Source organism: Levilactobacillus angrenensis, from assembly GCF_003946085.1.
Lineage (GTDB): Bacteria > Bacillota > Bacilli > Lactobacillales > Lactobacillaceae > Levilactobacillus > Levilactobacillus angrenensis.
This window is the reverse complement of the sequence record NZ_RHOB01000015.1, coordinates 32,688-46,610: the sequence shown is the minus strand read 5'-3', so window position 1 is coordinate 46,610 and position 13,923 is coordinate 32,688. Positions and strand designations below refer to the sequence as shown.

General features: G+C 50.3%; 14 protein-coding genes. 1 reads left to right on the top strand and 13 read right to left on the bottom strand.

The window, feature by feature from the left end; genetic code table 11:
- Positions 1-22 precede the first annotated feature (22 nt).
- The 9 genes from EKM83_RS09610 to EKM83_RS09570 all read right to left on the bottom strand — a co-directional run bounded on the left by EKM83_RS09610 (position 23) and on the right by EKM83_RS09570 (position 7,466).
- A complete protein-coding gene (locus EKM83_RS09610) occupies positions 23-796 on the bottom strand; it encodes a ribonuclease HII (protein WP_125576885.1) in 774 nt (257 codons plus the stop codon).
- Positions 789-1,652, bottom strand: a complete 864-nt coding sequence (gene ylqF, locus EKM83_RS09605; protein ID WP_125576857.1) for a ribosome biogenesis GTPase YlqF — start codon at positions 1,650-1,652, stop codon at positions 789-791. Before ylqF ends, EKM83_RS09610 begins: the two co-directional genes overlap by 8 nt.
- Before the next feature lie 200 nt (positions 1,653-1,852).
- The gene (locus EKM83_RS13465) at positions 1,853-2,464 is read right to left on the bottom strand and encodes a type IV toxin-antitoxin system AbiEi family antitoxin domain-containing protein (protein WP_225418651.1); all 612 of its coding nucleotides are present in this window, start codon (positions 2,462-2,464) and stop codon (positions 1,853-1,855) included.
- A gap of 841 nt (positions 2,465-3,305) precedes the next feature.
- Positions 3,306-3,839 carry a hypothetical protein gene (locus EKM83_RS09595; protein WP_125576855.1) on the bottom strand — a complete coding sequence of 178 codons (534 nt, stop codon included), beginning with the start codon at positions 3,837-3,839 and terminating at the stop codon, positions 3,306-3,308.
- 247 nt (positions 3,840-4,086) lie between these two features.
- Positions 4,087-4,563 carry a hypothetical protein gene (locus tag EKM83_RS09590; protein ID WP_125576853.1) on the bottom strand — a complete coding sequence of 159 codons (477 nt, stop codon included), beginning with the start codon at positions 4,561-4,563 and terminating at the stop codon, positions 4,087-4,089.
- Positions 4,564-4,768: 205 nt separating this feature from the next.
- Positions 4,769-4,990 (bottom strand): YozE family protein, encoded by a 222-nt coding sequence (locus EKM83_RS09585; RefSeq protein ID WP_125576851.1) that lies wholly within the window; start codon positions 4,988-4,990, stop codon positions 4,769-4,771.
- A 10-nt stretch (positions 4,991-5,000) separates the two neighbouring features.
- The gene (locus tag EKM83_RS09580) at positions 5,001-5,600 is read right to left on the bottom strand and encodes a YpmS family protein (protein WP_125576849.1); all 600 of its coding nucleotides are present in this window, start codon (positions 5,598-5,600) and stop codon (positions 5,001-5,003) included.
- A 13-nt stretch (positions 5,601-5,613) separates the two neighbouring features.
- Positions 5,614-6,546 carry a GDSL-type esterase/lipase family protein gene (locus EKM83_RS09575; protein WP_125576847.1) on the bottom strand — a complete coding sequence of 311 codons (933 nt, stop codon included), beginning with the start codon at positions 6,544-6,546 and terminating at the stop codon, positions 5,614-5,616.
- 68 nt (positions 6,547-6,614) lie between these two features.
- A complete protein-coding gene (locus tag EKM83_RS09570; protein ID WP_125576845.1) occupies positions 6,615-7,466 on the bottom strand; it encodes a DegV family protein in 852 nt (283 codons plus the stop codon).
- A gap of 240 nt (positions 7,467-7,706) precedes the next feature.
- On the opposite strand from EKM83_RS09570, the gene trhA reads away from it, so the two are divergent.
- A complete protein-coding gene (trhA, locus tag EKM83_RS09565) occupies positions 7,707-8,348 on the top strand; it encodes a PAQR family membrane homeostasis protein TrhA (RefSeq protein WP_125576844.1) in 642 nt (213 codons plus the stop codon).
- Positions 8,349-8,698: 350 nt separating this feature from the next.
- On the opposite strand, the gene EKM83_RS09560 is transcribed toward trhA, so the two are convergent.
- The 4 genes from EKM83_RS09560 to EKM83_RS09545 are packed head-to-tail and all read right to left on the bottom strand — an operon-like array spanning position 8,699 to position 13,290.
- On the bottom strand, positions 8,699-9,190 hold the full coding sequence (locus EKM83_RS09560; protein ID WP_125576842.1) for a dihydrofolate reductase: 492 nt from the start codon (positions 9,188-9,190) through the stop codon (positions 8,699-8,701).
- Positions 9,191-9,208: 18 nt separating this feature from the next.
- Positions 9,209-10,159, bottom strand: coding sequence for a thymidylate synthase (locus EKM83_RS09555; protein WP_125576841.1), 951 nt, complete (start codon positions 10,157-10,159; stop codon positions 9,209-9,211).
- A 12-nt stretch (positions 10,160-10,171) separates the two neighbouring features.
- Positions 10,172-12,067, bottom strand: a complete 1,896-nt coding sequence (locus tag EKM83_RS09550) for an ABC-F family ATP-binding cassette domain-containing protein (RefSeq protein ID WP_125576839.1) — start codon at positions 12,065-12,067, stop codon at positions 10,172-10,174.
- Positions 12,068-12,090: 23 nt separating this feature from the next.
- On the bottom strand, positions 12,091-13,290 hold the full coding sequence (locus EKM83_RS09545) for a CCA tRNA nucleotidyltransferase (protein ID WP_125576837.1): 1,200 nt from the start codon (positions 13,288-13,290) through the stop codon (positions 12,091-12,093).
- Between the last annotated feature and the right edge of the window lie 633 nt (positions 13,291-13,923).

The following is a 13,923-nucleotide window of genomic DNA, read 5'->3' as shown; positions in this document are numbered from 1 at the left end:
CCTTTTAGGGTCAACTCCGTGATTAAGCGTTGATTATTTTTTGAACGGGTGAAAAAGTTTTGCGGTGAATCGGGGTAACGCCCCTGTCAGCCAAGCCGGCCAGGTGTTCAGCCGTCCCGTACCCCGCGTTTTGGGCAAAGCCGTAGCCGGGATACAACTGGTCGTAGGTGGCCATCAAGTGGTCCCGGTAGACCTTGGCCACGATACTGGCGGCGGCCACACTGGCGGATTTGGCATCGCCCTTGATCAGCCGCGTTTGCGGGAGGTCGACGGGAATCTGCATGGCGTCGACGATCAATTGATTTGGCGCAACGCCGAGCCCCATGACCGCCCGCTGCATGGCAACGCGGGTAGCTTGATAGATGTTGATTTGGTCGATCAGTTGCGGACTGCCGATGCCAATGCTAACGGCGGTCGCCTGGGCCAAAATCAAGGGGTATAAGCGCTCACGTTCCTTGGGCGTCAGTTGCTTGGAGTCATTGACCAGGGGGATGTCAAAGCTTTCGGGTAAGATGACCGCACTGGTGACGACCGGGCCAGCCAAAGGTCCCCGGCCCACTTCGTCAATGCCGGCAACCAGTTTACCCTGCTGCCAAAATGACCGCTCGTAGTGTAGCCGGTGTTGAAAGGCCTGTTCTGCGGCCTTAGCCTTCGCTAGCCGACGTTTGATCTGGGTCAGGAGTAATTGGGCCCCTTTCCGCGAATCAGCGGCTAAAGACGCTAAACGGGGGTCCTGGAGGCTGGTCACATCTGCTAGGTCGACCTTTAATTGGGCCAAACTAGGCGCCTTAGTCATGGTCACTCGCCTCAGCTTTTGGGGCCCGGTCCAGTGTAAAACCGCCCATCTTCTTGCGCCGCACATCGAGAATGATCCGTTCACTGGCGCGTTCGTAGTCGTCACGCATGCCGATTTTTTGGGTGATTTTGAGCAAGAGGTCCACGTCGCTTAAATCCAGGTCGGCATCAGCCAGGTGGTAGCGGTCAATCAAGGCATCGCGGTGGTATTGCCGAAAGAAGCTCAGGGCAAATAGCGCCACGTCATCACTAGCGTAGAGTTTTTCCTTGATGGCACCGGTCAGCGCTAGTTTTTGGGCCGTCTCTTGGTCCTTGAACTTGGGCCACAAGATACCGGGGGTGTCGAGCAATTCCAAATGCTTGCTGGAACGCAGCCATTGTTGGCCCTTGGTCACCCCGGGCGTATCGCCGACCTGGGCCGCCTTACGTTGGACCAAGTGGTTGAGTAAGGTAGACTTCCCCACGTTGGGGACTCCCACCGTCATGGCCCGCATTGGCCGTTCTTTCAGGCCCTTAGCCTTTTCGGCCGCAAGCTTGTCGGCTAAAATCCCCATGGCAATCTTGGTAATTTGCTTGGGGGTGACGTTCGCCCGCGAATCGATGGCGATGGCTGGTTGGCGTTGGGACCGGTAGTAGGTCAACCAAGCGGCTGTCTGTTGCGGATCAGCCAAGTCCTTTTTGGTCATGATGATCAAATGTGGCTTATCCTTAGCAATGCGTTTGACCTCGGGATTGCGGGATGCGGCGGGAATCCGTGCATCGACTAATTCAAAAACAATGTCGACTAGATGGATATTTTCCTCCATCTGCCGAATGGCCTTGGCCATATGCCCTGGGAACCATTGAATAACGCTCATAGTGTTTTTCTCCTCTTTACTATTTATAAATTATAATTTTAGTTTGTAAACTTATTTTCGGCTAGTACAACCTGTGGCAAAACCGCTGGCTATAGCGTTCACGAGTCGCCTTGAATGACGAGTGGCCGATTAACTGACAAATCCTATTCTACCATGTTCTTCTTGGATTTAGTTTGGGTTCGTTTATTCTTTTCCACGTTTTAATGGCTGAGCACCTCTGTTATTTTTTGCAAATCTGCAAGCCCAGGAAATTGATTGATGTATCTACTTAATTTCAAGGGCTTGCAAAAGTCACTTTGAAAATAATTTCTAACGGCTTGGTTACGGTCAAACTCAGTAATCGTTTTGAAACGGAAGGCGTCTATTAGCGCACGTTCCGGATCATAGATATTGAGTGATCCACTATCCTCTTCGTTCCGAACACTTGTCAGACCAATGGAATAATACCGACTATCGACGTGATGAATCGTCACAATGTAATTCTTAAACTCATTGGGAATCTTGTAACCGCGCGGGACAGTTAGGTCTAAGTAAGTGTATTGCCGATCGATAAGGTGCCACCAAGTTAAAGCAGTTTGCCCTGAAATAATCGCCTTAGGGTAGCGTAGCTGGATGGCCAGGAAGTCATCATTAGAGACGTTCTCGTTACTCCATAATTGAACTCCGGCACGTCCGGTACCAAACCTAGCGACCTCGCCAGCTTCCACTAACCTGTTCAGATAGTATTTAGAAATGCCAACATTCTTAGCCTCACTGGTCGTAAAGATTGCGTTTAGCTTGAAGAGCTTTGAAATGAGAGATTCAACCTTCATGTTTACACCTCATACAATATTTTTTTATAAGTATAGCAAGAGAATGCAAAAATTGTTGCGGATTAGCATTGTTCCCCCCCTTCACTTGTGTGTCCATTCTGCTCAAGGACAGGTAACCCTAATTATCACGCAAGGTTTGCATGCGAAAAAATCTGGAAGTTAACTTCACCGCCAGATAATTTCTGTGCTATTTGTAGAAATCTAAAGAAGACTCATCACAACGCTGGTCACTTAGTTCATTGGTATAGCTCCAATCAGCGTTACTCATGATGAAAATTGGGTCAGCAACTAAAAATTTGGTCATTAAAATAGCCTCCTAGACTTGTTATGACATTTGATTTTCAGCTTGATGACATGATAAAAAAAGACCCATAAACAGGTCTCTTTAAATAACGTTTCGTTTGACGGCGAAAATAAGCTATTCCAGATGCTAAAGGCATCGGTTGATGATAGTTCTTTTAAGTTCGCCTAACTATGAATATCATAATCTTGATTAATGGACATGTCTCAACCGGTTAATTAGCGATAATCGCATTTAATCAGGAAGTCAGTCTCATTGTTTAGATAAGTATAACTCCTATCCACTTCATATTCATGTCTAAGCCGTACATGGAGCTACTTTGTCTAACGCAGCACCACTAGTTAACTTGGCTGGCTGAAACATGGGTAAATAGGGGTGTGGGGACAAACTTTGCCCCCAATATGTAGCGATTGGCGTAGGCCAATCGTGAGTCCTCGCTAAAGAGGACAATAACGCTTTAGTGAGGGATGAATCGATGGAAAAATGACAAGATGAAAAGCTAAACGTAAATATTTATATCGATTTAATCAAATTAGCTGTCTATAGAAAGTCCGCTGAAGTATATGAGGGACCTCCCTCACCATCAAGCGCACCGGAACCAAAAGCATAATCATGATATAAATTACGTTGCTTTTGTGTCAATGTTCGATACCATGTATCAAAATCAGCCATAATATATTTAGTAGCTTTACGCGCGTTAACGGGCTTCATATCCGTCAATTTAACCCAACCACCGGCATGCTTCTTCTTGGTAATTGGTGTCATGTAGTAATAGACCATCCACTTACCCTTATGCTTGATTTGCGTAATTTTACTACGGACCCATTTGTTCTTCTTATAATTCTTCAGATAGTGATTAGTCTTCAGCTTAATATTTTTAGCCTTACCGGTCATTTTATAAGTTTTACCTTTCTTATTCTTAACCCGATATTTATCATGATTGACATTCCATTTTTGAATTCGGCTATAGCCAGTCTTTTTAGCCGCAGAAGCTTCCACAACTGGCGCAACCGTACCACCAATCATCGTTAAGGCCATCATCGCGGCCACAAACATTCGATTCATTTTCATCATTTTAAAGACTCCCTATCGTTTGACCCGGGTTACCTGATATTCCCTACCCGTGGGCTTAATTTTTTTCTTTTACATGAATTAATTGGGACTTGGGGACGGGCTGGGTCCCCAAGCGGGCCATAACGCAAGGCGTTTGGCCATTTGGTGGAGATGGGGTATGGGGGGGGTACCCCCAAATGGGCGGCCGGGTTAACGGCCGCCTCCCCTGCGGCTATGAACTGTCCCAAAGTAACGTGATGGCTCACTCCTAACGTTTTAAGCGCCGATGACCAAAGTCTAACCATACGACGCGAAAACTTGGGACGCTCGCCATGGTGTTATAGCGTAATGTTACGATATCACCGACATTGACATCAACGGCATGGGCGTATGCCGCGGGAATTTCATATTTCTTAAAGGGGGAGACTTTGATTAACGGCTCACCCGTTACGGTCGTATCCGCATACAATTTGTAATTGCGTAATTTGACGGGTACTTCAATATCCCGATACTTGCTTGGCTGCGGATTTTCAGGCCGATTGTGTGAGAGAATAATTGGATTATTGGGTTCCGTCATATCATAGCGGACTTCATCTTCATGGGTTAAATGATGCTCCCGAACTTGATGCTCAGTTAAGGTCACCCGGCGCTCGGGTCCTGTGACGGTTCCCTTGGCTGCCCCAGTTTGCATGACTTGTTGACCAATCAACTCGCCACCGGTAATATATCCCCTTTTATGGTCCATTTAGATTCAGGGGCTTCATTGGTATTCACTGGATCACACCTTTCTGTATGACTTAACAGCTTATACTAATTAAAACTACTAATACTCTTATATTTTAAGTTAACGAAACTAATACTTCAATTTAATTTTAGTAATAATAATGTCTTTAGTCAATTTTATTAAAAAAACAGGCACCGCAGCACAATCACCACAGTTCCTGTTCTCATTAAGCCAATGAGGCCAAATACAATTGCCACGCGTCATCGAAAATCGTCATTGATGGCAAGTATGGTGCATTTTCCTCCAGGTACTTGGACAGCGGATCAAAGTCCGTTTCCTGCTTGGGGAAGGCGCTGTCCAAAAAGGCGTTGTTGGCAAAAGTTGCCACCGGGTCGTAACTTTCTGGATTGCGTTGGGTCATTAAAAATTGATAAAACGTTTTGGGCATTAGTTGCCTCCTAATTCTTGGGAATGCGGGCCTGGAAGACGAATTTCCCGGCACCGGATAAATCGATTTTCTTGGCCGCAAAGGATAGCTTCTTACCATTGCCGATGGCGGTCAAATGGAGCGTGATGGTTTCTTGCTTGGTGTCCATCGCAACCCAATTTGGTAGTGGATAGTTCTTGGCGATGTAGCCCATGACAAAGCTGATTGGCACGGGTAAAGCCCCCACGGATAACTTCTCCGCTTTCAGTTGCACGTCTCCTGAGGATAACACGGTTGGCTTCAAGAGTAAAACGAAGTTCACGTTAGCGCCCAAGACTTTGGTCGAACCGGAGATCAACGCGTGGTCCGTGACTTGGAAACGGTACTTGACCGCGGAGTTCTGGAGCGACTTATTGACGTAGTAGTCTGCCAAGGCGTTGACCTGCTTTTTATTCAAGCTCACGTCGATGTTGGTGGTGTTCTTCGTCACCTTCGCCGTTGATGGCACTTGCGTGGGCATCAGGGCCTTGACCCCGACGGTAACGGTCGTGACCAGTAAGACGGCCACGAGCGCGATGAACCCCCATTTCCACCAATTACGGGTGGCCTTTGGGGCTGAATGACGTTGCATAGTTTGTTCCTCCTTATTTCAGTAGCCATTGTTGCTGGTGCGCTTGCATTTGCTTAAAGGCGTAGCGGGTCATCAACCGGTAACCCTTGGCGTTCGGGTGGAAATGGTCGGCCGGTGACAGGTAGTTGTTGAGCTCCTCACTGGCGTTGCTGGCCAAGATCAATTCTTGCAAACTGGCACTAGAAATCTTCCCATCATTGGATTCTTGCGCCTGACGTTTCAACTGTGCTTGTTGCGTAACGGACTTGTATTGCCCGTCTGACAGCGCTTGGTTGATATCCACCATATAAATTTGTTTAAAGCCCGTAGCCGTGTGCGTGGTCGCTTGGTTCCAGTTGTCGACAGCGGTCGTGATCTGGTCTAGGTTGGCAAAGTACACGTACACCGGATTGTAAATGCTGTAGAGAAAAATCGGTGCCTGCGGGTTGTACTGGCGAATCGTTTGAATCAAGTGCTTGAGTTTTTGCTGGTACGCTGATTGTGCCGTTGTCAACTGCTGATTTAACTTGGTTTGTTGATTGATGGTTACGTTTTTGGTCAACGTCTGCAGTAAATCGTTTCCCCCGACCGTCAACGTGACGGCTTGCGCCCGTTTGAGCTGGGCCTGTTGGGTCTTGCTGTCAACCAGTCGCTGTTCAATTTGGTCGCTCCGGTCGCCGGATTTACCAAAATTGTGCATGATGACTTTAACGTGGTCGCGGCGGTGAATCATGCTCTGGAGCCGGCCTGTATAGCCGCCAAGTTTGGCCTTTTGGGGATCGCCAACGCCTTCCGTTAGTGAATCCCCCAGGGCCACGATGCGGACGGTCGACCGCCGATTACTGGGCATTTCCTTGGTCGACAGCGTGGTGCGTGCGCCCGGGTGCCAGTACGTCAGCGCTGCTAAGACAATCAGCACGAGAAGTAAGGTTACCCCAATAATCTTACTGATATTTTTGAATTTCATTTTTAAAGTTCCCCCTCGGGATAAAGAAAAAGCGGTGGCGTGCGGCCACCTCTTCCTCGATTAGCAATTTATTCGGTTGGATCCGTGTAGTACATCAAGGCAAATGCCCCTGGGCCCCCATGTGTCGCAATGATGGGCACCGTTTCACGAACCAAGACATCTTGGCCTGGCAACAGTTCCTTGAGGTGGCTTTGAATCTTATCGACGGATTCAAAGGCCTCAACGTGAGAAATGCCAATCGCCTTGATATTCGGTGTTTGTTTGATCTGGTCGTAAACCTTGTCAAAGTAACGGTCAATGGTCTTCATGCCCCGACCCTTGGCCCGAATCTTTAATTCGCCACCAGTGACTTGTAGCACGATTTTAATGTTTAAGAGCGAGGTCAACATACCGGCTGCGCGACTCAAACGACCACCCTTGAGGATATTCTCCAGGGTCACGATACCCATGAACAACTTGGTGTGGTCCCGCACCGCTTCGGCCCGTTTCAAGATGGCGTCTTTGTCGGCACCCTCTGCCGCTAGCTTGGCCGCTTCAATGACTTGAAAGGCCAAGGCTTGGTCGGTGTATTGGCTATCGACCACAGTCACGTCCGTCTTAGACAGTTGCGCGGCTTGTTCCGCCGTATGGACCGTCCCACTGATGGCCGCCAACATGTTGAAGCAGATGACACTACTGCCATCTGCACCCAACTTGTCAAAGGTCTCCACAAACTTACCCAGTGGTGGCTGACTCGTCTTGGGCAACGTCTTTGCCGTCTTCATTTTATCAATAAATTCTTTATTCGTGATGGATTCCCGTTCAACGTAAATCGTGTCATCAATCATGACCGTCAACGGGATAATGGTGATGTCATAGTCCTGAATCTGCTGCTCGGTTAGACCGGCAGATGAATCCGTGACAATCTTAATTTTCGCCATGGTTATCCCACTCTTTCTGACCAGAAATTTTGGTTTATGCTGCAATGTGCGTAATGAAACATACGGTAATAGTATAGCAGAATTACCGAGAATTTTCAGTAAATGTTGCTGAACTCGCCGGGGCTTTTAAAGAAAACTAAACTTGCCGCCGCAAAATCGGATGCGATGCCGGCAATCGTGACTTGCGGCGGGTCGCGCCAACGTGGTACGCTAACTAAAAAGCCGAAGGAGAAATGCTGTGTGATTAAAGAAAGAAGCCACACCTACCAAGTCGTCAACGAAGTCCTCAACGCCGTCACCCATGGTATCGGTGCTGCCTTGAGCATTGCCGGACTGGTGATCTTGCTACTGCAAGCCCATGCCAAGGGTGGCGCGCTGCGAATGACCACCTTTGCCATCTATGGCGCCATTTTAGTGCTCTTCTACCTGGCGTCGACCCTGTTCCATAGTTTGTACTTTACCCGCGGTCGCCATGTATTTCAAATATTTGACCATTGTGCCATCTACTTATTGATTGCCGGCACCTATACGCCCTTTAGTCTATTGGTCGTGGGTGGCGCGTTGGGTTGGACCATGTTTGGCATCATTTGGGCCATGGCCGTCTGCGGCATCATCTACAAGGCCATCTGGCTGGGGAAAATGCAAAAGCTGTCGACCATCATCTACGTGGTCATGGGCTGGATGTGCTTGATGGGCATTAAACCGTTGTACGCGGGCCTGGGCCCAGTTGGGTTTGCCCTCCTGTTCTTTGGCGGTGTAGCGTTTACGGTTGGTGCCGTCATCTATAGCTTCAAGGGAGTGCCGTTCGGCCACGTTATCTGGCACCTATTCGTGATGCTGGGGACCGGGTTGATGTACTTCTCGATTTTACTTTATGCTTAGCATTGATTGTCACCATGTGACTCATGATGTAAAAATTAGTCGTTCCCAGCTTGGTAGCGGGACTGGCGAACTTTGCCAGACTTTCAAGCGAACCGGAAGACCGCCCCTCAGGCTGGAGGTGTCCCCCATAGCAGGCGGACACCTCTGGCGAACGCAGGCTACTGGTTTAGTTTAGTGGACAGAACACTGTCGTTCCGAGAATTGTCGCGTTAATCCGACTTTCAACCTAAACAGCGTCACAATCCTACAGCAACCGGGATTGTGACGCTGTTTTATTAACCAACCAGAATTAACAATCGTGACATTTCTTTAATCATTAAACAGTCAGGCAACCGGTCAATCTAATTGATCTACAAACGCTGATACTGTTCAAACGCAAAGTCATACGGATTCTTATCGTTGCGGCTGCCCGGTTGCCGGTCGATCAACTGAAACTGGCTGTAGTCGATGGCTGGCATCCAGGTATCGCCGTCAAAGCCGGCATCAATGTCCGTACGGTATAGGTAGTCAACATCATCGACTAGGCCCGCAAAGATTTGTGCGCCGCCCACGACGAAGATTTTTTCTGTCGGTCGTTCAGCAGCGTATTTCCGCACGGCATCTAGTGAATTCAAGACGATTGCTTCAGCCGGGAAATCGCTGGCCGGTCGATGACTCACAATGACATTGGTCCGGTTGGGCAAGAGCCCCGGGAAGGACGCGAATGTCTTGGCGCCAGCCACAATCGTATTGCCCGTCGTGACGGTCTTGAAGTAGTGCATGTCGGCTGGCAAATGCCACGGCAACTGGCCATGAAACCCAATGACACGGCCACGGCTTTCAGCCCAAAGAAAAATTAACATCGGCGGGTCCTCCTTCAGTTAGACGGCCACGGGGGCCTTGATGGCAGGCTCCGGATCGTATCCCGTAACCTTGATATCATGCATGTCGTAATCAAAAATGCTGGACTTTTCTGGATTCAACCACAGCTGGGGCGCCGCGTGCGGGGTCCGTGCCAGTTGGGTCTTCACCTGCGTCACATGATTCTTGTAAATGTGCGCGTCGCCCAGCGTATGCACGAAGTCGCCCACTTCTAGGCCGACTTCCTTGGCAATCAGCGAGGTCAGTAAGGCGTAGCTGGCAATGTTGAACGGCACCCCTAAGAAAATGTCGCCGCTCCGCTGATATAGCTGGCAACTGAGCTTACCGTCGTTGACGTAGAACTGGAACAGTGTATGGCATGGTGGTAACGCCATGGACGGCACGTCGGCGGGATTCCAGGCCGAAACGATCATTCGCCGGGAATCTGGGTGAGTCCGCAGCGTGTCGATGACGTTGGCTAACTGGTCAATCGTTTCGCCGTTGTGACCCTGCCAAGCGCGCCACTGGCTACCATAGACCAGGCCCAGGTCACCGTAATGTTCGGCAAAGGCCTGGTCATTAATAATTTTATCGCAGAAAGTAGTCTTTTCGGCTTGATACTGCTGGTTAAAGTCGGCGTCGACTAAGGAGCGCCGGCCAAAGTCAGTCATGTCGGGGCCGTGGTAATCTGGACTCTCGACGTACCGTTGAAAGGCCCACTCGTCCCAAATGTGATTGTGGTGCTGCAAGAGAAAACGAATATTCGTATCTCCACGTAAGAACCACAACAGTTCTGACTTAATTAGTCCAAATGGGACCTTCTTGGTGGTCAACAGTGGAAAGCCTTCCTGCAGGTTGAACCGCATTTGGTAGCCAAATAGACTGATGGTTCCCGTGCCAGTCCGGTCCGTTTTCTCGTGACCCTCATTCAACACGGTTTTTGCTAAATTCAAATAAGCCTCTTCTAACACGCCATGGCCTCCCTATTCTGCGTACTCGCTGAGGTATTCCCAGCGGGTCATCTTTTCGTCGAGTTGGTGGTCCAGGTCATCGAGTTGTGCCTGGAGATCCGCCAGCTTATCGTAGTTGGCGCCGTTAGCGTTCATTTCGGCTTGGACCTTGGACTTCTGGTCCTCTAAGCCATCAATCACGCCTTCAATGCCTTCCCATTCTTTTTGCTCCGCGTAAGTGAGCTTGACCTTTTTCTTCGGTGCCGCGGCTTTTTCTGCCGGCTTCTCCGCTGCCTTGGGCTTTTCTGCCTTGGCCGCGTGCTTCGTCCGAGCCTGGGCCTCTGCCAGGTAGCTACTGAAGCGTCCGGAGTACCGTTCAATCTGCCCGTTACCAGTAAAGATCAAGAGGCGGTCGGCCACCTTATCCAGGAAGTAACGGTCATGAGAGACCGTGATGACGGTTCCGGCAAATTGGGAAATGTAGTCTTCCAAAACAGTCAGCGTGCTAATGTCTAAATCGTTAGTTGGTTCATCAAGTAATAAGACGTTGGGCTGTTCCATCAACAGCTTCAACAGATAGAGTCGGCGTTTTTCCCCACCAGACAGCTTCCGAATCAACGTCCCGTGCATGAACCGTGGGAACAGGAATTGTTCCAGTAGCTCGGTCACACTCACGGAATTGCCGGCCTTGTCAGTCACGTTTTGCCCGACTTCAGACAAGTAATTGATCATCCGCTTGTCTTCCGGAATCGGTTCGATCTGTTGGGTGTAATAGGCCATTTTAACAGTCTCACCCACGGTCACGATACCGGAATCCAGCGGCAAGCGTTGCGCAATCACGTTCAGCAGACTGGATTTACCAGCCCCGTTTTCCCCACTGATCCCGATGCGTTCGCCACCTTGAATCAGGTCGTTGAAGTCCTTTAAGATGACGTGGTCGCCTAATTTTAAGTTGGCGTCCTTGAGCTCAATGACCTTCTTACCTAACCGTTGTTGTCCCAGCGAGATGGAAACGTTGCTTTGCACTTGCCGAGTACCCACGTTGCTGGCGAGGTCGTTGAACCGGTTGATGCGGGCCTGTTGCTTGGTGGAACGGGCTTTAGCCCCGGCTTTCATCCAAGCCAATTCCTTCTTGTACAACTGTTGTTGCTTCTGGTCAGCTTCGGCCTCTTGGCTCACGCGTTCCGCTTTTTCTTGCACGTAAGCCTGGTAGTTACCGGGGTATTGATAAAGCTTCCCGAAGTCCAGTTCCCAAATCTGGTTGGCAATCTGGTCCAGGAAGTACCGGTCATGAGTCACGACCAGTAAGGCGCCCTTGTAGCTGGCCAAGTACTGCTGCAACCAAGCGATGGAGTCAAAGTCCAAGTGGTTGGTCGGTTCGTCTAGCAACAATAAATCTGGTGACTGAATCAGGACTTGGGCCAAACCGACCCGCTTGATTTGCCCCCCAGACATGGTCTTGATGGACTGGGACAAGTCGGTGATTTTCAACTGCGTCAAAATGGTCTTGACATCACTTTCGGCGGTCCAGGCCTCTTCTTCGTTCATCTGCGCTTCAGCGTCCAAGTAGCGCTGTTGGGCCTTGGCATCATCTGGATGCGCCCCGTAAGCTGCCAGTGCTGCTTCGTAGCGACGAATCGTCACGAATACCGGCTGGTCACCGGAGAACACGGCGTCCATGACGGTCAGGTTCTCGTCTAAGTCCGGCGCCTGCGTCAGGTAGCCAATCGTATAGTCTTTAGGGGTGTTGATTTCCCCAGATTGTTCATTGCTGACGCCGGCCAGCGTGTTCAGTAACGAGGTTTTCCCACTCCCGTTGACCCCAATCAGGCCAATGCGGTCGTGTTCGTTAATAATGAAATTCAAATTATCAAATAGCGTTTTTTCACCGTAAGTCCGGTGCAAATTTTCCGCGCGTAAGGTTTGCATAGCTTCACTCTCTTATTCTAAGATTACTGTTTAGCGTTAACGTGGGCCACCAATGCGGCCGTTTCGTTGGGCAGGTCCCCCGTCACCACGCGATATTCCAGGTCACCCAAGATGGCGCCCAGCTGTGGTCCCGGTTGTACACCGGCCTGCATCAAATCGCGACCCGTGGCGGCCAATTCTTTCTTATGCTGGATCGGTAACGCCGCCAAAGCAGCCTGTAACTGCTGGCTACGGTCTGGGGCACCTAAAATGACGGCGACCTCATTGGCTACGGGCGCCAGTTCCGCCCCACATTGGTAAAGTTGCCAGGCATTCAAATCACCCGCTAGCAATAGGTCTGCCGCGCGACTGGCGGTTTGGACAGCGGTGATGGTCTGATTGGCCGTCTTCCATTGCTTCAAGAATGGCGTAATGGCAGTACTGGTCAGGCCAAATTTCGTTGCCAACAGCGTCCACGCTGCCGTCTCACTGGAAACGCCGTGCGTCAACTGTTGCGTCAAGTCGGTCAGTGCCGCCTCATGGTCCGCAAAGCCTGGGCAATGTTGCCACAGGCCGGTCGCCATGAAGTCTTGCAAGCCGCGTTGCGGTGCGCGCCCCATCAAGAGCTTCAGTAATTCTACCTGGGTCCGCTCGACCGCGATTTTAGCTAGTAATTGGGCGTGGGCCGTGATGGCGTCCCGCGTCTCTGGCACGATTTGGAAGTCCAACTGACTGGCAAATCGCACGGCGCGCATCATTCGCAACGCGTCTTCGTGGAACCGCTCCTGGGCGTCACCCACGGCGCGAATTTGGCGATTTTTAAGATCCGCCAGGCCGTCGAATAGGTCAATGACCTCGCCGTCTTCTTTCATGGCTAAGGCGTTAATGGTGAAGTCCCGGCGTTTCAGGTCTTCGCTCAGCGACCGCACGAAGGTCACCTGGTCTGGTCGCCGAAAATCGGTATAGGTCGATTCTGAGCGAAACGTGGTGGTCTCATAGCCGGTCCCGTGGTCCAAAATCATGACGGTCCCGTGCTCGATTCCAGTATCGACGGTACGTTTGAACAGCCCCTTAATCTCGTTAGGATACGCGTTAGTGGCGATGTCCACGTCATGGATGTCTTTACCCAAGATGGTGTCGCGAACGCTACCACCGACGAAATAGGCCTCATAGCCGGCCTGCTCAATGGTCTGGAGAACCGGCCGGGCCAATTCAAATTCATGTGGTAATTGATTTAACTTCAATTTGCTCACCCTTCTGCCAGTTATTTTCGATTTTTACTCACTATGCCAGTCTAACAGATTCTGCGGTGAAATTGAATTCAAACCATCTATTTGATGGACGCTAGCCGGCCAGTTCTCGCTAGGATCTAAAGGTTGAAATTAGTATTAACGCGATAGTCCCTGGAGCAACAGTATTCTGTCCACTAAAATAAGTGAAACCAGGAGCCTGCGTCAGCCAGAAATTCCGCCTGCTATGGGGGACACTTCCAGCCAAAGAACGGGCTTCCAGTTCGCTTTGAAGCCTGGCAAGCCCCGCCAATCTCCAAAGTCGCCCCACGCTGTAGGCTGAGAAAAGACCTCAGCCAACACCGTCGCCACAGCTGGCTCCACCTCTGGCTGTCTCCGGCGGGTTGATGATTATCAGCAATATTGTGTTAGAGCCCCGTCGCTCAATCAGCTGCCACCCGGGCCAAGCTGATTGCTACTAGCTCGTACTGTGTAGCCGAGAGTCCGCCAAATATGGGTTCAGCCGCTGAAAAGAGTGTGACAACAGGCGGTTAACTGGCGAGCATTAACGGCGCTAGGCGGATAATCCTGGTTCTGGATTATTTGTCTAGCGGTGTTAAGCGGAACCAGTTGCCTGTTGGCGCACGT